Origin of the sequence: Pseudomonas peli (assembly GCF_050563605.1) — a bacterium.
Lineage (GTDB): Bacteria > Pseudomonadota > Gammaproteobacteria > Pseudomonadales > Pseudomonadaceae > Aquipseudomonas > Aquipseudomonas peli_A.
Genome location: NZ_JBNXUH010000007.1, coordinates 82,565 through 98,146, shown reverse-complemented (window position 1 = coordinate 98,146; position 15,582 = coordinate 82,565). Strand labels below are relative to the sequence as shown.

General features: G+C 61.8%; 19 protein-coding genes. 14 read left to right on the top strand and 5 right to left on the bottom strand.

Features of this window, described 5'->3' with window-relative positions; translation table 11 throughout:
• Positions 1–156 precede the first annotated feature (156 nt).
• On the top strand, positions 157–1,983 hold the full coding sequence (locus tag ACQ4LH_RS10480; RefSeq protein WP_430697109.1) for a long-chain-acyl-CoA synthetase: 1,827 nt from the start codon (positions 157–159) through the stop codon (positions 1,981–1,983).
• Between the two features lie 36 nt (positions 1,984–2,019).
• On the opposite strand, the gene ACQ4LH_RS10475 is transcribed toward ACQ4LH_RS10480, so the two are convergent.
• Positions 2,020–2,319: an I78 family peptidase inhibitor gene (locus ACQ4LH_RS10475; RefSeq protein WP_430697108.1), complete on the bottom strand. Its 300-nt coding sequence runs from the start codon at positions 2,317–2,319 to the stop codon at positions 2,020–2,022.
• Positions 2,320–2,479: 160 nt separating this feature from the next.
• Here ACQ4LH_RS10475 and ACQ4LH_RS10470 point away from each other — a divergent pair, with 160 nt between their 5' ends.
• From ACQ4LH_RS10470 to ACQ4LH_RS10430, 9 genes are all read left to right on the top strand, one after another.
• Positions 2,480–3,409, top strand: coding sequence for an ABC transporter ATP-binding protein (locus tag ACQ4LH_RS10470; protein ID WP_430697107.1), 930 nt, complete (start codon positions 2,480–2,482; stop codon positions 3,407–3,409).
• Positions 3,406–4,167: an ABC transporter permease gene (locus ACQ4LH_RS10465; protein ID WP_090375288.1), complete on the top strand. Its 762-nt coding sequence runs from the start codon at positions 3,406–3,408 to the stop codon at positions 4,165–4,167. Before ACQ4LH_RS10470 ends, ACQ4LH_RS10465 begins: the two co-directional genes overlap by 4 nt.
• An 87-nt stretch (positions 4,168–4,254) precedes the next feature.
• Positions 4,255–5,490: an RNA polymerase sigma factor gene (locus ACQ4LH_RS10460; RefSeq protein WP_430697106.1), complete on the top strand. Its 1,236-nt coding sequence runs from the start codon at positions 4,255–4,257 to the stop codon at positions 5,488–5,490.
• A 134-nt stretch (positions 5,491–5,624) separates the two neighbouring features.
• Positions 5,625–5,969 carry a YciI family protein gene (locus ACQ4LH_RS10455; protein ID WP_160013537.1) on the top strand — a complete coding sequence of 115 codons (345 nt, stop codon included), beginning with the start codon at positions 5,625–5,627 and terminating at the stop codon, positions 5,967–5,969.
• 47 nt (positions 5,970–6,016) lie between these two features.
• On the top strand, positions 6,017–6,802 hold the full coding sequence (locus ACQ4LH_RS10450) for a DUF899 domain-containing protein (RefSeq protein WP_430697105.1): 786 nt from the start codon (positions 6,017–6,019) through the stop codon (positions 6,800–6,802).
• A gap of 17 nt (positions 6,803–6,819) precedes the next feature.
• The gene (locus ACQ4LH_RS10445) at positions 6,820–7,248 is read left to right on the top strand and encodes a YybH family protein (RefSeq protein WP_430697104.1); all 429 of its coding nucleotides are present in this window, start codon (positions 6,820–6,822) and stop codon (positions 7,246–7,248) included.
• 172 nt (positions 7,249–7,420) lie between these two features.
• Positions 7,421–7,834, top strand: coding sequence for an HPF/RaiA family ribosome-associated protein (locus ACQ4LH_RS10440; RefSeq protein WP_430697103.1), 414 nt, complete (start codon positions 7,421–7,423; stop codon positions 7,832–7,834).
• Between the two features lie 263 nt (positions 7,835–8,097).
• Complete coding sequence (locus ACQ4LH_RS10435) at positions 8,098–8,571, top strand: hypothetical protein (RefSeq protein WP_430697102.1); 474 nt, start codon at positions 8,098–8,100, stop codon at positions 8,569–8,571.
• Positions 8,572–8,856: 285 nt separating this feature from the next.
• The gene (locus tag ACQ4LH_RS10430; protein ID WP_430697101.1) at positions 8,857–9,708 is read left to right on the top strand and encodes a CAP domain-containing protein; all 852 of its coding nucleotides are present in this window, start codon (positions 8,857–8,859) and stop codon (positions 9,706–9,708) included.
• Between the two features lie 24 nt (positions 9,709–9,732).
• On the opposite strand, the gene ACQ4LH_RS10425 is transcribed toward ACQ4LH_RS10430, so the two are convergent.
• Positions 9,733–10,158: a helix-turn-helix domain-containing protein gene (locus ACQ4LH_RS10425; protein ID WP_430697100.1), complete on the bottom strand. Its 426-nt coding sequence runs from the start codon at positions 10,156–10,158 to the stop codon at positions 9,733–9,735.
• Between the two features lie 72 nt (positions 10,159–10,230).
• Between ACQ4LH_RS10425 and ACQ4LH_RS10420 the strand changes: the two genes are divergently transcribed.
• Positions 10,231–10,740 (top strand): DUF2938 domain-containing protein, encoded by a 510-nt coding sequence (locus ACQ4LH_RS10420; protein WP_430697099.1) that lies wholly within the window; start codon positions 10,231–10,233, stop codon positions 10,738–10,740.
• 11 nt (positions 10,741–10,751) lie between these two features.
• Here the strand turns inward: ACQ4LH_RS10420 and ACQ4LH_RS10415 are convergent, their stop codons facing one another.
• Positions 10,752–11,333 (bottom strand): NAD(P)H-dependent oxidoreductase, encoded by a 582-nt coding sequence (locus tag ACQ4LH_RS10415; RefSeq protein WP_430697098.1) that lies wholly within the window; start codon positions 11,331–11,333, stop codon positions 10,752–10,754.
• Positions 11,334–11,486: 153 nt separating this feature from the next.
• Here ACQ4LH_RS10415 and ACQ4LH_RS10410 point away from each other — a divergent pair, with 153 nt between their 5' ends.
• Together ACQ4LH_RS10410 and ACQ4LH_RS10405 are read left to right on the top strand one after the other, a co-directional pair.
• A complete protein-coding gene (locus ACQ4LH_RS10410; RefSeq protein WP_430697097.1) occupies positions 11,487–11,792 on the top strand; it encodes a putative quinol monooxygenase in 306 nt (101 codons plus the stop codon).
• Positions 11,793–11,890: 98 nt separating this feature from the next.
• Positions 11,891–12,490 carry a DJ-1/PfpI family protein gene (locus ACQ4LH_RS10405; protein WP_430697096.1) on the top strand — a complete coding sequence of 200 codons (600 nt, stop codon included), beginning with the start codon at positions 11,891–11,893 and terminating at the stop codon, positions 12,488–12,490.
• Positions 12,491–12,542: 52 nt separating this feature from the next.
• Here the strand turns inward: ACQ4LH_RS10405 and ACQ4LH_RS10400 are convergent, their stop codons facing one another.
• Positions 12,543–13,895: a diguanylate cyclase domain-containing protein gene (locus tag ACQ4LH_RS10400; protein WP_430697095.1), complete on the bottom strand. Its 1,353-nt coding sequence runs from the start codon at positions 13,893–13,895 to the stop codon at positions 12,543–12,545.
• A 69-nt stretch (positions 13,896–13,964) separates the two neighbouring features.
• Positions 13,965–14,651 carry a GNAT family N-acetyltransferase gene (locus ACQ4LH_RS10395; protein ID WP_430697094.1) on the bottom strand — a complete coding sequence of 229 codons (687 nt, stop codon included), beginning with the start codon at positions 14,649–14,651 and terminating at the stop codon, positions 13,965–13,967.
• A 170-nt stretch (positions 14,652–14,821) separates the two neighbouring features.
• On the opposite strand from ACQ4LH_RS10395, the gene ACQ4LH_RS10390 reads away from it, so the two are divergent.
• Positions 14,822–15,568 carry a class I SAM-dependent DNA methyltransferase gene (locus ACQ4LH_RS10390; RefSeq protein WP_430697259.1) on the top strand — a complete coding sequence of 249 codons (747 nt, stop codon included), beginning with the start codon at positions 14,822–14,824 and terminating at the stop codon, positions 15,566–15,568.
• Positions 15,569–15,582: the final 14 nt, after the last annotated feature.

The window sequence follows — 15,582 nt, the reverse complement described above, 5'->3', positions numbered from 1 at the left end:
AATCCTTGTTCCAGCCAGAGGGAGTTCGATTGTGCGCCGCCGCTGAGACAAATTGCCATGGTGATGCAACCCCAGGCTATTAACAGCATGGCGCTGACTGACTAGATTGACCGGCAAACAACAACGAGTGCCTCGCACCGCCTGGAGTCCTGCACCATGAATCATGCTGACCTGATCACCTTGCCGCGCCTGCTGTCTCGCTTGCCGCGGCTGCTTGTCGACCTGCCTGCTATCGTCAAGGGGCTGCATATTGGCAACCGCAGCCGTGGCGATTACCCCGTCAGCCTGGCCAGCTGTATCGAGGAGGCCGCGCGCGATAACCCGCACGGCGTGGCGCTGATCCAGGGCGACGAACAACTTACCTACGCCGAGTTCGACCGCTGGGTTAACCAGCTGGCGCACTACCTGCGTGCTCAGGGTCTGCGCCAGGGCGACAGCGTGGCGCTGATGTTCGAGAACCGCTTCGAGCTGCTCGCCGGGGTTGTCGCCTGTGCCAAGCTCGGTGCGGTCAGCGCGCTGATCAACAGCAGCCAGCGCGGCCGCGTGCTGGCCCACAGCATCAGCCTGGCATCACCGCGCATGGTGCTGGTGGGCGAGGAGCTGCTGGATGCTTTCACGGAAGTCGCGGCGGAGGTGGCGCTGCCCGCCGATGCCTGCCACTACTTTGCCGACCGCCCAACCTGGCGCGATCCCGGCGAGGCCCCCGCAGGCTGGCAGCATCCGGCCGCCGTGCTGCACGACTATCCCGTCGATGCGCCGTTGCTGGAACGCGCAGTACGCGCCGACGACCCCTGTTTCTATATCTACACCTCCGGCACCACCGGCCTGCCGAAAGCCGTGGTGTTCAACCACGGGCGCTTTATGAAGGGCTACGGGGCCTTCGGTTTCGCTGCCGTGCGCCTGGGCCGCGAGGACCGCATGTACGTCAGCTTGCCGTTCTATCACGGCACCGCCATGGTGGTGTGCTGGGGCTCGGTGCTGGCCGGCCAGGCGGCGCTGATCATGGTGCGCAAGTTCAGCGCCAGCCGTTTCTGGGATGAAGTGGAGCGGCATCGGGCGACCGCCTTCGGCTACGTCGGCGAGCTGTGCCGTTACCTGCTCGACCAGCCGGTGCGCCCCAGCGACGCTACCAATCCGATCCGCGTGATGGTCGGCAACGGCCTGCGCCCGAGCATCTGGCAGGCCTTCAAGCAGCGCTTCGCGGTCGAGCGGGTGGTCGAGCTGTATGCCTCCAGTGAGGGCAACATCGGCTTTACCAACCTGCTCAATCTCGACAACACCGTGGGCTTCTCGCCTTATCCCTACGCCATCGTCCGCTACGACCAGGAGCGCGAGGCGCCGCTGCGCGAGAACGGCCACCTGCAGCGTGTGGCAAAGGGCGAGGCTGGCCTGCTGCTGGGCAAGATCACCGATAAGTCGCCGTTCCACGGTTACACCAATGCGCGCGACACCGAGCGCTGCATCCTGCGCGATGTATTCGAGCCGGGTGACGCCTGGTTCAACACTGGCGACCTGATGCGCGACATGGGCTTTCGCCATGCGCAGTTTGTCGACCGCCTGGGTGATACCTTCCGCTGGAAGGGCGAGAACGTCTCCACCACCCAGGTCGAAGCGGTGCTGGATGGCGTTGCCGAGGTCAGCGAGACCGTGGTCTATGGCGTCGAGGTGCCCAACACCAACGGCCGCGCCGGTATGGCCTGCATCCGTCTGGCCTGTGCGCCGGAGGATTTTGACTTTCAGGCCCTGCTCACACATTTGCGCCAGGAACTGCCGGCCTACGCCGTGCCGCTGTTTTTGCGCTTGAGTGCGGAAATGGAAACCACCGGTACCTTCAAACACAAGAAAGCGCCGCTGAAGGAGCAAGCCTATAACCTCGATCGCTGCAGCGATCCGCTGTATGCCTGGCTGCCCGGTGCTGACCGCTATGTGCCACTGACCCGCGAGCTGCAAGCGGCCATCGTTGCCGGCAGTTACCGTTACTAAGAACCTGGCGCGACGCGTTTGCGTTTCAGCGATGGTTTACCCGCAGGTCAGGCGAATGATCACTTCGCTTTCATCGATATCGATGTTCAGGCGCTGCGGGTTGTAATCCATGGTGGCGGCGTCGCCGGGGGCGAGCACGCGCAGGGTCTTGGCGTTGGCCTGTTGCTGCACCTGCTGGATCAGCTCGGCGCTGGCATTCTGGCCGAGCACGCCTTGCAGGTTTTCGACGCTGCAATCGCCAGTGATTTCGGCGGTTTGTTGCGCCGGCGGCTGTAAGCTGCAACCGGCCAGCAGGGCGAGCAGGCTGAGGCTGGCGAGGTGGTGACGAAGAGCCATGGTCTATTTCCTTGTCTGGGTAAAACCAGGTCCAGCCTAGCAGCCGCATCCGCTGTAGCTCAACGTTGGCCTGGAAAATCAGCCAGGTTGCTGCATCAGCATTTCCGCAAGCCCGGCCAACTTCCCTACAATTGCGCTTTTCCCCAGAGCAGGAGGTTCTGTGCAAGCGGTGATCTCGATTCAACAGCTGAGCAAGACCTACGCCAGCGGCCATCCGGCGCTGCAGGACATCAATCTGGATATTCGCCAGGGCGAGATCTTTGCGCTGCTCGGCCCCAATGGTGCAGGCAAGACCACCCTGATCAGCATCATCTGCGGCATCGTCAATCCAGGCGGCGGGCGGGTGCTGGTGGGCGGCAAGGACATCATCAAGGATTACCGCGCCTCGCGCTCGCAGATCGGCCTGGTGCCGCAGGAGCTGGTCAGCGATGTGTTCGAAACCGTCTGGGCGACAGTGAAGTTCAGCCGTGGCCTGTTCGGCAAGAAACCCAATCCGGCCTATCTGGAGCAGCTGCTCAAGGACCTGTCGCTGTGGGACAAGCGTGACGCGAAGATTTTCGAGTTGTCCGGCGGCATGAAGCGCCGGGTGATGATCGCCAAGGCGTTGAGCCACGAGCCGCAGATTCTGTTTCTCGATGAGCCCACCGCCGGTGTCGACGTCGAGCTGCGCCGCGATATGTGGAACATGGTGCGCCGCCTGCGTGAGCGTGGCGTGACCATCATCCTCACCACCCACTACATCGAGGAGGCCGAGGAAATGGCCGACCGCATCGGGGTGATCAGCAAAGGCCGGATCATTCTGGTGGAAGACAAGCAGGCGCTGATGCACAAGCTCGGCAAGAAACAGCTGACCCTGCAGCTGCAACAGCCCCTGGCGAGCATCCCCGCCGAGCTGGCGCGTTACCCGCTGGAGCTGAGCGACGAGGGCCATGCCCTAGTGTTCACCTTTGACACCCAGAGCGAGCACACCGGCATCGCCGAATTGCTCAAGGACCTCGCCCAGCACGGCATCGACTTCAAGGATTTGCAGTCCAGCCAGAGTTCGCTGGAAGAAATCTTTGTGTCTTTGGTCAAGGAGTCGCGCGCATGAATTTCTACGCAATCCGTGCCATCTACCTGTTCGAACTGGCGCGCACCTGGCGCACCTTGTTGCAGAGCATCGCCACCCCTGTAATCAGCACTTCGCTGTATTTCGTGGTGTTCGGTTCGGCCATCGGCTCGAGCATGACCCAGGTGCAGGGCGTCAGTTACGGCGCGTTTATCGTGCCAGGGCTGATCATGCTGGCGCTGCTGACCGAGAGCATTTCCAACGCCTCGTTCGGCATCTACATGCCCAAGTATTCGGGGAGCATCTACGAGCTACTGTCGGCGCCGGTGTCCTACCTGGAAATCCTCATCGGCTATGTTGGCGCGGCGGCCACCAAGTCGATCATTCTCGGCTTGGTGATTCTGATTACCGCGCGGCTGTTCGTCGATTTCGAGATTCTCCACCCGCTGTGGATGCTGGCGTTTCTGGTGCTGACCGCGCTGACCTTCAGCCTGTTCGGCTTCATCATCGGCGTTTGGGCCGATGGCTGGGAGAAGCTGCAGGTGGTGCCGGCGCTGATCGTCACGCCGCTGACCTTTTTGGGCGGGGCGTTCTACTCGATCAGCATGCTGCCACCGGCCTGGCAGACGGTGACCCTGTTCAACCCGGTGGTGTACCTGATCAGCGCGTTCCGCTGGAGTTTCTATGGCGTCTCCGACGTCAACGTCGGCCTGAGCCTGGCGATGATTCTCGGCTTTCTGCTGCTGTGCATCCTGGCCGTGGGCTTTATCTTCAAAACCGGTTATCGGTTGAAAAGCTGAAGTGCGCCTAATGCGGTAGGGTGAAACGGTTCTGGTTGCGCGGCAGGGGAGTATCGCGCAACCACTGCCGTTATGGAGTGCAATGCAATGGACCATTCTGCCGCCTTGCCGGCTCTGCTGGCGCAGCTCTACCGCGATGAATCGCGCCGCGTGCTGGCCACCCTGATCCGTCTGCTGGGCGATTTCGACCTGGCCGAGGAAGCGCTGCACGAAGCCTTTCGCGCGGCCATGGAGCAGTGGCCGCAGAGCGGTGTGCCGGCCAATCCGCGAGCCTGGCTGGTGTCGGCGGGGCGCTTCAAGTCTATCGATAACTTGCGTCGACAGCGGCGTTTCCAGCCGCTGGATGACCACGTTGAGTTGGCCGATGACGCACCGCTGGACGAGGGCGAGCTGCTCGAAGACGACCGCCTGCGGCTGATCTTCACCTGCTGCCACCCGGCGCTGGCCAGCGATGCCCAAGTGGCCCTGACCCTGCGTGAAGTCTGCGATCTGGGCACCGAGGAAATCGCCCGCGCCTTTCTCACTACACCCGCCACCCTGGCCCAGCGCATCGTTCGCGCCAAGGCGAAGATTCGTGATGCACGCATCCCCTATGAAGTGCCCGGACGCAGCGAGCTGCCCGAGCGCCTGGATGCCGTATTGCGGGTGATCTACCTGGTTTTCAACGAAGGCTATTTCGCCAGCTCCGGCGACTCGCTGACCCGCGCGCACCTGTCCGATGAGGCCATTCGCCTGGCGCGTCTGCTGTTGGAACTGCTGCCCGAGCCGGAAGTGCAGGGCCTGCTGGCGCTGATGCTGCTGCACGAGTCGCGGCGCAGTGCGCGCAGCTCGGCCAGCGGCGAAGTGGTGCTGTTGGAGGCGCAGGACCGCAGCCAGTGGGACCGCGCGTTGATCGCCGAAGGCGACGCGCTGGTGCTGCAGGCTCTGCATTCGCGGCGTTTCGGCCCTTACACCCTGCAAGCCGCGATTGCCGCTGTGCATGCCGAAGCTGCCCACGCCGAGCAGACCGACTGGGCGCAGATCGTCGGGCTTTACGACGCTTTGCTGCGTCTGAATCCATCACCGGTGATCGAGCTTAATCGCGCCGTGGCGGTGGCCATGCAGCAAGGTCCCGAGGCCGGCCTAGCGCTGATCGACGCGCTGCTGGCCAGCGGCGAACTGGCCGATTACCACCTGGCCCACGCCGCCAGCGCCGACCTCAATCGCCGCCTGGGCCGCGTTGAACCTGCGCGCGATGCCTATCAGCGGGCATTGCAACTGGCGCAGCAGGGCGCTGATCGGCAGTTTCTGCAGATGCGCCTGGACGAATTGCCGACCGGCTAAGCCGTCATCTGCCTGGCGGATAAGCGCAGCTTGGCTACCGTTGGTCGGGCCTGAAAATATTTTGTGAGGTGCTGTCGATTCAGCATCGCGCCATTCGATTAGTCAGTAACCGCGCCACACCACCGGAGAACGCCATGAAATACCTGTGCCTGGTCTACAGCAACGAGCATGAGCTGCATAACTCGCCCGACAGCCCGCGTGACGAGGAGTGTTTCGCCTATGCCGAGTCGGTAGCGGAAAGCGGCCGCATGCTCGCCGCCGAAGCGCTGGAGTCGGTGCAGACCGCCACCACGGTGCGCATGCGCGGCGGCAAGCTGTCGATCATCGACGGGCCGTTTGCCGAGACCAAGGAACAGCTGGCTGGGTTTTATCTGGTTGAAGCCCGTGATCTTAACGAAGCCATTCAACTGGCCGGGCATATTCCGGCGGCGCGCGTCGGTTGTGTGGAAGTCCGCCCGGTGCGCGAGCTGCAGGTCTAGAGCGCACGCGCCAGCGTTGATCAAGCAACGGAAAAGGAGCACTGCATATGAGTCGTCCTGAATACCCCAAGATTGCCAGCCGTGAGCAGTGGCTGATTGCCCGCAAGGCCTTGCTGGCCAAAGAGAAGGCGCTGACCCAGCAGCGTGATGCGCTGAACGTCGAGCGCCGCCAGCTGCCGATGGTCAAGGTCGAGGCCGATTACCGTTTTCAGGGGCCTGAAGGTGAGCTGGGTCTGGCCGATCTGTTCGCCGGGCGCAGCCAGCTGATCATCTACCACTTCATGTACCACATGGACCGCGGCGAGGGCTGCGACGGTTGTTCCTGCGTGGTCGACAATATCGGCCATCAGGCCCACCTGCATGCCCGCGACACCACCCTGGTGCTGGTTTCCCGCGCGCCATTGGCCGATCTGCAGGCGTTTCAGCGGCGCATGGGTTGGAACTTGCCCTGGTATTCCTCGCTGGGCAGCGCGTTCAACTACGACTACCACGCCACCACTGACGAACAGGTCGCCCCGGTGGAATACAACTACCGTGACAAGGCCGAGTTAGAGCGACTGGGCCTGAATTACCACGTGCAGGGCGAGCAGCCCGGGGTCAGCGTATTTCTGCGCGACGGTGCGCAGGTTTATCACTGCTACTCCAGTTACGGCCGTGGTCTGGAAATGCTGATGAGCAGCTTCCACTACCTCGACCTCACGCCCTTTGGTCGTGGCGAGGGTTGGGACGGCATGCCCGATTTGGACGGCAAGGGCATGCACTGGACCCGCCTGCACGACGAATACCAGCAACCGGCAGCGGCGCATGCCTGCTGCGCCTCGACCCAGAAATAAGCACAAGGAGCACGACCATGAGCAACGCCCAAGCACAGATTCAACAGCAACTGGACTCCTGGGCCGCCGCCTGCCGATCCAAGGATGTCAGCCGCATCATGAGCCACTACGCCGAGGATGTTGTGGCTTACGACGCCATTGGCCCGCTACGGTTCCAGGGCCGTGCGGCCTATCAGGCGCATTGGCAGGTCTGCATGGAAATGTGTCCCGGCCCGGGCTTGTTCGAGATCCATCAGCCGAGCTTTCTGCTCAGTGGCGAACTGGCTGTGGCGCATTACCTGTTCCACTGTGGTGGCACCGATGACAAGGGCGAAATGCACAGCAGCTGGATGCGTGTAAGCCAGTGTTTCCGCCTGCAGGGTGGGCAATGGTTGATCGCCCACGAACATTTCTCCATGCCGGGTGATATGGAAAGCGGAAAGATTTTGTTTGATTTGCAGCCGTAGTCTTGTAACTCACGGGGCATAAGGCTTGTAGCGAATTGCCGGCGGGTGCGTTGCAGATTTGTGGCTACGACCAACGTCTTAGGGCTTGCCTAAAGGGGGGCTTAGTGGCGTAGGCTGGAGTCGTCGCCTTGCTTGGCGACGCTTTCGCGAACAGTTGAAGAAGGAAAGCTTTATGCAAATCCAAGTTCACAGCGATAACCACATCGAAGGCAGTGCTCGTCTGGTTGAGTGGGTGAGTGCCAGTGTTGCCAGCAAGCTGGAGCGCTTCGATGACGAGTTGACCCGCATCGTTGTCCATCTGCATGACGACAACGGCGCCAAAGCCGGCGCGCACGACAAACGCTGCCAGATCGAAGCACGGCCAAAGGGCCTGCAACCTATTTCCGTCACCCACAAGGCCGAGTCACTGGAACAGGCCATCGACGGCTCCATCGAAAAACTGCACCACGCCCTTGAGCATCAATTCGGCAAACTGCGCAGCAAGCGCGTCACGCCACTGCACGCCGATGAGGCCAGCGATATTCCCGGTCAGGACGCACTGTTGGAAGAGGACTTCCTTGCCGAGGAACGTCTGCGCGCGGTCTAGATAAACGCCACGGGCAGCCGGCCAGCCTGGCTGCCCATCTACCCACTACACGCGCCCCCGCAGATTTCTGCGGGGGCGCTGTCGTTTCAGGGCCTCACTAAGTTGTGCGCTGCCTGCCAGCGGCAACAGCCTGCCAGCGGCGGCAAAGCGTTTCCTCTGCGCTCAAGGCTGAATGGACGGAAAAGCCCGGTTTTACTGGCCTGCAGGTGGTTGGCCCATATTCTGCAGAAATGCCTGCCAGCTGACCTATGCAGGGATTCGCCATGACCAGTATTTCCAACAACTCGCCGCTGGCGAGCTACTTCGCTAACACCGCCAAACCCAGCACGGCTGGGGCTGCAGGCAGTGGCAGCAGTACGGACAAACCGAACACCAGCGCGCCAGACCCGCTTGCGGAGATTCGCCGCTTTGCCAGCGGCATGGTGGCCAACAGCCGCGGCGGCCTGCTGCGCGCGATGAATGCCGAGAGCAGCGGTGCCAGCAACGCGATTGCCAGTGATCGCTTTCGCCCGGCGGCTGAGCCGGAGAGCGATACTTCGAAAATTGCCCTGCCGGATGTCGCCGATCTGGACCGCGAAGACGCCGCCAAGCTGCTGGCGCAGATCAACAAGTTGGTCGATGCCGGCCTGGACAAGACCGACAGCTTTGTTGGCTACAACGGCGACCAGCAGACCGACTCGCTGACCACCTACCGCGACTGGTTGCAGGCTAGAGGCGGCGTCAGCATCTACGTCTAGCAGGCTGTTGAAAAACTACCTGCGTTGCCATCGCGGCGTTAAAAACAGGCTCAAAATGCTCATTTACAACCAGTAAACTCCGCTTTTTCGCCTGTTTTTGCCTTGCGCTGGCTGCCTCGCCAACGTTTTTCAACGGCCTGCTAAGCCCTTACGTTTGAGTTCTGCCGCCGAATTCGCCAGTTGCGCTGCCTGCGCATTGGGCTGGTTTCAGCGCGCGAGGTGCGCCAAGATCACCCGAACACAGTTGTGGGCACGCCGATGGGCATGTTCAGGTCGAGGGGGGTTATGGCTAGCAAGGAATTTATTCGGGCGTTCGCCGCTTTGGGGTTGGCGCTGGTGTGCGCTGCAGGTGCGCAGGCCGCCGAGGATGCGCAACTGGTTGGCTTGATCAACAGCTACCGCAGCGAAGTGCAGCGCTGTGGCGATCAGGCTTCCGCCGAGCTGCCGCCGCTGACGGCCGATCCGCGCCTGGTGCAACCGGTTGGTCGCTCGGGGGATTTGCAGCAGGCGATGAGTGCGGCGGGCTATCCGATGGTTAACGTGCAGGCCATCAGCCTGTCCGGGCCGCGTGATGCGGCGGCGGCGCTGAAGGTGCTGCAGGAGAGCTTCTGCAAGATCGTGCTCGATCCGCAATTCGTCGATATCGGCGTCAAGCAGCAGGACCGCGAATGGCGCATTCTGCTGGCCCGGCCGTTATTGGCTGCGCGCCTGGGCGACTGGCAGGCGGAAGGGCAGAAGCTGCTCGAACAACTCAACAGCGCGCGCGGTACGGCACGCCAGTGCGGCGGCCAAGCCTTTGCCGCCGCCGCGCCGCTGGTTTGGAATGCCACCCTGGGCAGCACCGCCGAAGCCCACAGCCGGGCCATGGCCAACGGCAACTTCTTCGATCACCAGGACCCTGACGGCCGCACCCCTGGCGACCGCGCAGAGTTGGCCGGCTACAGCGGCCAGCGCGTTGGCGAGAACATCGCCGCCGGTCTGGATAGCGCCAGCAAAGTGGTCGACGGTTGGCTGGCCAGCCCCAGCCACTGCGCCAACCTGATGAACCCGCAATTCAGCGAACTGGGCGCCGCCTACGCCAACGATCCCAAGAGCGACGCGGGCATTTACTGGACGGCGCTGTTTGGCGCGCCGTAAGGGCGGCAATGCTGATCGACTTCGTTATTTGATCGGCGGGTGAACCCTGGTTCTGGCTGTGGTGCGGGCGGCCAGGCTCATGAGGTGCTGGAACTTCGGACATTGCAGGTGGTTTTCCGCTGGGCAGGACGCCGCGTGGCGCAGGCCGTCGCGGATGGCGCTGAGGCGTTTGATGCTGCGGTCCAGCTCGTCGGCCTTGGCCTGCAGTTGCGCGCGATCAATCGCGGGCTGAGAGCCTGCGGCGAGCATGGTGGCGATTTCATCCAGGGAAAACCCCGCCTCACGGCCGAGCGCGATCAGTGCCAGGCGCTGGATTACCGATTCGCTGAACACCCGCTTGAGGCCGTTGCGGCCGATGGAGCGGATCAGGCCTTTTTCTTCGTAATAGCGCAGTGTCGACGCCGGTAGACCGGACCAGCGCGAGACTTTGCCGATATCCATCTCTTTCATCCTTGACCTCAAGTTGACTTGAACTGGCAGGCTTATGAAAACAGCCTTTCAGACAAAGCAAAAGAGGTGGATATGAACAGTCAATTGATCCTGTACGTGCTGTTGGTTGGCGTGGGCGCAACGCTGCTGATGGATGCCTGGGCGCTGGCGCGGCGACGCTTGTTCGGCATTGCCTCGTTGGACTATGCCATGGTCGGCCGCTGGCTCGGGCATATGCGCCATGGCCGCTTCCAGCATGCGGCCATCGGCAAGGCGCAACCGGTACGCGGCGAGCGGCTGCTGGGCTGGTGCTGCCATTACCTGATCGGCGTGGCCTTTGTCGGCCTGTTTGTGGCGCTAGTCGGGCCGCAGTGGCTGTGCCGGCCGACTCTGCTACCGGCACTGCTGCTTGGTGTTGTCAGCGTGGCCGCGCCGTTGTTGCTGATGCAACCGGCATTCGGTATGGGCCTGGCAGCCTCACGCATGCCCAACCCCTGGCAGATCAGACTGCGTGCGTTGGTTACGCACCTGGTGTTCGGCCTGGGTGTGTACCTGGCCGGCTGGCTGGGGGCGCAGCTGTTTGCTTTGCCCCTCTGCCGCTAAAGGTCGGTTGCTTAGCCCAGCACCTGCGCCAGATGCTGCTCGTAGCGAGCGATATCGGCCTCGATGGCGGGGCGCTTCATCACGTCGACGCAGAGGAAGGTTGGCAGGGCGCTCATGCCGAGGAACTGGTTGGCCTTGTGGAAGGGCAGGTAGACGGCGTCCACGCCTTTGCCTTCGAAGAAGTCAGTCGGGTCGTCGAAGGCTTGCTGCGGGGCGTTCCAGGTCAGTGACAGCATGTACTGCTTGCCATGAATCAGGCCGCCGCTGCCGTATTTTTGCGAGGCGTCCGAGCGGGTGCGGCCGTCACTGGCGTAGAGGCTGCCGTGGCCTTCGGTAAACACCTCGTCGATGTACTTTTTCACCGTCCAGGGCGCGCCCATCCACCAGCCCGGCATCTGATAGATGATCACGTCGGCCCAGAGGAATTTTGCTACTTCTTCGGCGACGTCGTAGCCGCTGTCGATATGGGTGTGCTTGAGGTCAAAACCGGCGCGGTCGAGAAAGGCCAGCGCGGTGTCGTGCAGGGTGGTGTTGTAGCGGCCATCGGAATGGGCGAACTGTTTACCGCCGTTGAGCAGCAGGATGTTTTTCATGGCATGGGCCTCGGTAAATTGATGGCGGCATGCTAGGGCGCGCAGGCGGGTAGAAACAGCCGCTGGTGCGCAAATGACATGTGACTAAAAGGCATGAATGGGCTGGTTTTGGTTGTTGTAGGGTAAATAAACCCACCCTGTCAGGAGCCCAAGATGCCTGATCAATACGGATTTATCCTGCACGCCCATACCCGGCCGGAAAAGGCCGCCGAGTTCGAGGCGCTGTTCCGCGCCTATGTCGAGCCCAGCCGCGCCGAGGCGGGTTGCATCGCCTACCACATGCTGCGTGATAGCCAGGACCCGACCCTGTTTATCTTCTATGAGGTCTGGCACTCGCAGGAGCATCTGGCGATTCACAGCGCCTTGCCGCATATGCGCGAGTTTTATGAGCGGCGTATGGACTACCTGCGCAGTGATTTCGAGATTCGCCAGATCGAGATGCTTAGCCCGGCGGCCTGACGGCACGCGTCTGTATGGCTGTTGCCGCGCGTGTCTGTGTCTATGCCACGGCGGCTACCGGGCAGAGAATGGCCGGACTCCATCGAGCAGGCCACGCCATGCATATCGCCATTCTCACCTTTGACGGCTTCAACGAACTGGATTCGCTGATTGCCCTGGGCATTCTCAACCGCATCAAGCAGCCGGGCTGGCGTGTGTCCCTGGCGGCGCCGAGCGAGACGGTGACGTCGATGAACGGCGTGAAGCTGCATCGCCAGGCGCGGCTGGATGAGATCGAATCATTCGATGCGGTGCTGGTCGGCAGCGGCATCAAGACCCGCGAGATTGCTCAGAACGCAGACGTGATGCAGTGGCTGGCGCGGCTTGATCCTACACGTCAGCTGATCGGTGCGCAGTGTTCCGGCACGTTGCTGCTGGCCAAGGCCGGTTTGTTGGCAGGCATTCCGGGATGCACTGACCTGACCACCAAGCCCTGGGTACAGGAAGCTGGCATTGAGGTGCTGGAACAACCCTTCTTCGCTCGCGGTAACCTGGCTACTGCTGGCGGTTGTCTGGCCTCGATCTATCTCGCCGCCTGGACGTTGGCGCGTTTGGTCGGGCGTGATGCGGCGGCCGAAGCGCTGCACTATGTCGCGCCGGTCGGGGAGAAGGAGGTTTACGTGGCGCGGGCGCTCGGCAATATCGAGGCCTATCTGTAGGCGCGGTTTATTGCAGTGAAAGGCGGCTATCCGTCGTGAGAACAGCCAAGCCTTATTTCAGCGGCTTCTCGACCACCACATAACGCTTGCCGCCACTGCGTTTGGCCACGTACATGGCTTCATCTGCGTGGCGCACCAGTTGCAGCTCACTCTGGCCGTGCTCGGGGTGCACCGCGATGCCCAGGCTTGGCGCACTTATCAGGCTTTGCCCTTCCAGCAGGTAAGGCGCGCTGAGGGCGGCAATAATCTTCTCTGCCACCAGGGTGGCATCTTCCTGGCGGCCGATGTTGTCGACGATCACCGCGAATTCGTCGCCGCCCAAACGGCCCACCGTATCGGACTCACGCACGCACTGGCGCAGGCGCCGCGCGACTTCCTGCAGCAGCAGGTCGCCTGCGCTGTGGCCGAAGGTGTCATTGATATGTTTGAAGTTATCCATATCGAGATACAGCACCGCCAGGCGCAGGCTGTCGCGTTTGGCCCGCTGCAATGCACTGCGTAAGCGATCGAGAAACAGCGTGCGGTTCGACAGCTCAGTCAGCTGGTCGTACTGGGCGAGAAACTCCAGGCGCGACTGCGTGCGCTTGCGCTCTATCGCCGCTGCCACCTGGCTCGACACAAACTGCAGCAGCTCCTGGTCCTGCTCGTTGTAACGCACGCTGGCACTGTGGTTCTGCAGCACCAGTGCACCGATGGTCTGGGTGCCGGAAATCAGCGGTATGCCAAGCCAATCGAGGGCATGCGCAGCAGTCTCTGCGCCATGCTGGGCAAGCCACTGTGTGGCTGTTTCAGGGGTTAACAGCAGGGCAGTGCCCGAGCGAATCACCTCGGCGCAGAAAGCGCGGGTGACGGCCGGCGCACCACACGGATCGACCTGATAGGCAACGCTGAGTTGGTCACTCGCGGCATCGTGTAGCGCTACGCAGAAGTGCTTGGCCGGCAGTAATTGCGCGATCACCTCATGCACGCGGCCGTAGAGCATGTGCAGATCGCTAACCGCGTGGGCCGCTTCCGATACCGCATACAGCGCCGCCTGCACCGCCTCGGCACGTTTGCGCCGAGTAATATCGCGCGCCACGCCAACCCGCACCTGTTCGGTCTCAAGCCATTGCGCAGACCACATGATGTGCACGATATGCCCGTCTTTATGGACATAGCGGTTCTCATGGTCATGCGAGGGCTGGCCTGAATTGATGCTAGCTACGAGTGCCCGGCTGGCGGCGCGATCATCCGGGTGCATCAATTCAAAGGCGCTGCGGCCAATCATCTCTTCAGGCCGATAACCGAAAACCCGCTCACTGGCCGCGCTGACGGAAAGAAAGCGGCCGTCCTTATCCACCACGCAGACAACGTCCAGCAGCAGATCCAGTAGTTTGTCGTGAGGCAAGTGAGGGTTTGACGTCATGGCCGTGAATATACTGCCCTGTCTACGCGGTTCGCTAGCGCTATGGTTGCTCCATTCACTTGAGTTGGCTCAATGCACGATCAGCCGCTCACGCACCAGCGCCTGCGCCTGCTGGGCCATCTGGTCGAGTAGGCGGTCGCGCTGTTTCTCCGCATCGCTCATGGCCCGCTTGCCGTGCTGCTTCACTAGATAGGCGTGGATCTGCCGGACTTCAGTGGACTGGAAGATCGGCGCCAGGTCCTGCACGGCCAGCATGCCGTCCGATCTGTAGCCTCTGGTATTCATCAGCACCTGCGGGCCGCGCGCTGCCAGCACCTGAAAACCCATGGCCTCGAAAATCGCGACCTTGCCTGCCACGCAGGCCAGTTCGGCGTGTGGGTGGCGAGTGATCATCTGCTGCAGCATGGCGCGGGCAATGCCGTGGCGCCGCTGGCTGGCTTGCACGGCCATATAGGCCAGGCTACAGGCCTCGGGATCATCCTTGGCCGGCAGATACAGGGCAAAGCCCAGTACCTGCGAGGGGTCCTGATCATCTAGGGCCAGGATCAACCGCGCGCTGGTCTCCAGAGCGCTGTCCATCGCCTGCAGGTACAGGTGCATCTCGTAGCCAATCACGTACTGGTACAGCTGGTAGAGGGGATTGCTGGGCGTCAGCGATACCGGGCTGATGTCGCTGAGGTAGTCCACCACCATCTGCAGAATCTGGCTTTTCAGTGACTCGGGCGGCGGGCTATCCAGGTGTACAAGGGTGAACATCGTCAGTCTGGCTCCGGGGCGTGCACGATTGGGCTGTCGGCGTGGGCGGCATTGTAACGCCTGCGGCTTTGATCCTTGCCACGAGTCAGTGTGCGGGATCTGACCGAGGGCGGCCACGCTTGGGCTATGATGCGCGCCCGCCAAAGCCGCTCGCCCATCATCAGGTCACTATGTCCGTTAATGCCCTCTATACCGACCTGTCTGATTATTACGATCTGATGTGCGCGGATATCGACTATCAGGCGCAAAGCCACTGTATCCACAGGCTGCAGCAGCTGTTCGGTAACGGTGGCAGCCGCCACCTTGACCTGGCCTGTGGCACGGGGCCGCATGTGCGCCATTTTATCGATGCCGGCTATATAAGCAGCGGCCTCGACATCAACCAGCCGATGCTCGACAAGGCCGCCATTCGCTGCCCGCAAGCCCGGTTTGCCCTGCAGGATATGTGTGGTTTTACGGTGGATGAGCCGCAGGATCTGATTACCTGCTTTCTCTATTCCATCCATTACAGCGGCGGCATCGAACGGCTGAAAGCCTGCATCGCCAGCGTGCATGCGGCGCTCGAAACCGATGGTCTGTTCTGCTTTAACGTGGTCGACAAGGGCAAGATCGACAATCGCCTGTTCGCAAGCCATAGCGTCCAGCATGACGACGGCTTGTTCACCTTTAGCTCCGGCTGGCATTACAGCGGCGAGGGCGAGCAGCAAGCGCTGAAACTCAGTATTGAAAAAACGACCGCCACTGAAACGCTGCTGTGGCACGACGAACATCCCATGGTCGCGGTGAATTTCACTGAGCTACAGGCGCTGTTGCAGCCGTACTTTGACGTGCACGTGCTTGAGCATGATTACCAGAAGATCGTTCCGTGGAACGGCGATTCCGGGAATGCGCTCTTTGCCTGCGTAAAGATTGGCTGATCGGGCTGGCATCG

Coding starts and splice junctions, on each gene's coding strand:
- ACQ4LH_RS10390 (WP_430697259.1), top strand. CDS start 14,822: ATGTCCGTTAATGCCCTCTATACCGACCTGTCTGATTATTACGATCTG.
- ACQ4LH_RS10460 (WP_430697106.1), top strand. CDS start 4,255: ATGGACCATTCTGCCGCCTTGCCGGCTCTGCTGGCGCAGCTCTACCGC.
- ACQ4LH_RS10415 (WP_430697098.1), bottom strand. CDS start 11,333: ATGAAAAACATCCTGCTGCTCAACGGCGGTAAACAGTTCGCCCATTCC.
- ACQ4LH_RS10440 (WP_430697103.1), top strand. CDS start 7,421: ATGCAAATCCAAGTTCACAGCGATAACCACATCGAAGGCAGTGCTCGT.
- ACQ4LH_RS10475 (WP_430697108.1), bottom strand. CDS start 2,319: ATGGCTCTTCGTCACCACCTCGCCAGCCTCAGCCTGCTCGCCCTGCTG.
- ACQ4LH_RS10420 (WP_430697099.1), top strand. CDS start 10,231: ATGAACAGTCAATTGATCCTGTACGTGCTGTTGGTTGGCGTGGGCGCA.
- ACQ4LH_RS10445 (WP_430697104.1), top strand. CDS start 6,820: ATGAGCAACGCCCAAGCACAGATTCAACAGCAACTGGACTCCTGGGCC.
- ACQ4LH_RS10465 (WP_090375288.1), top strand. CDS start 3,406: ATGAATTTCTACGCAATCCGTGCCATCTACCTGTTCGAACTGGCGCGC.
- ACQ4LH_RS10395 (WP_430697094.1), bottom strand. CDS start 14,651: ATGTTCACCCTTGTACACCTGGATAGCCCGCCGCCCGAGTCACTGAAA.
- ACQ4LH_RS10480 (WP_430697109.1), top strand. CDS start 157: ATGAATCATGCTGACCTGATCACCTTGCCGCGCCTGCTGTCTCGCTTG.
- ACQ4LH_RS10400 (WP_430697095.1), bottom strand. CDS start 13,895: ATGACGTCAAACCCTCACTTGCCTCACGACAAACTACTGGATCTGCTG.
- ACQ4LH_RS10455 (WP_160013537.1), top strand. CDS start 5,625: ATGAAATACCTGTGCCTGGTCTACAGCAACGAGCATGAGCTGCATAAC.
- ACQ4LH_RS10410 (WP_430697097.1), top strand. CDS start 11,487: ATGCCTGATCAATACGGATTTATCCTGCACGCCCATACCCGGCCGGAA.
- ACQ4LH_RS10450 (WP_430697105.1), top strand. CDS start 6,017: ATGAGTCGTCCTGAATACCCCAAGATTGCCAGCCGTGAGCAGTGGCTG.
- ACQ4LH_RS10425 (WP_430697100.1), bottom strand. CDS start 10,158: ATGAAAGAGATGGATATCGGCAAAGTCTCGCGCTGGTCCGGTCTACCG.
- ACQ4LH_RS10435 (WP_430697102.1), top strand. CDS start 8,098: ATGACCAGTATTTCCAACAACTCGCCGCTGGCGAGCTACTTCGCTAAC.
- ACQ4LH_RS10430 (WP_430697101.1), top strand. CDS start 8,857: ATGGCTAGCAAGGAATTTATTCGGGCGTTCGCCGCTTTGGGGTTGGCG.
- ACQ4LH_RS10405 (WP_430697096.1), top strand. CDS start 11,891: ATGCATATCGCCATTCTCACCTTTGACGGCTTCAACGAACTGGATTCG.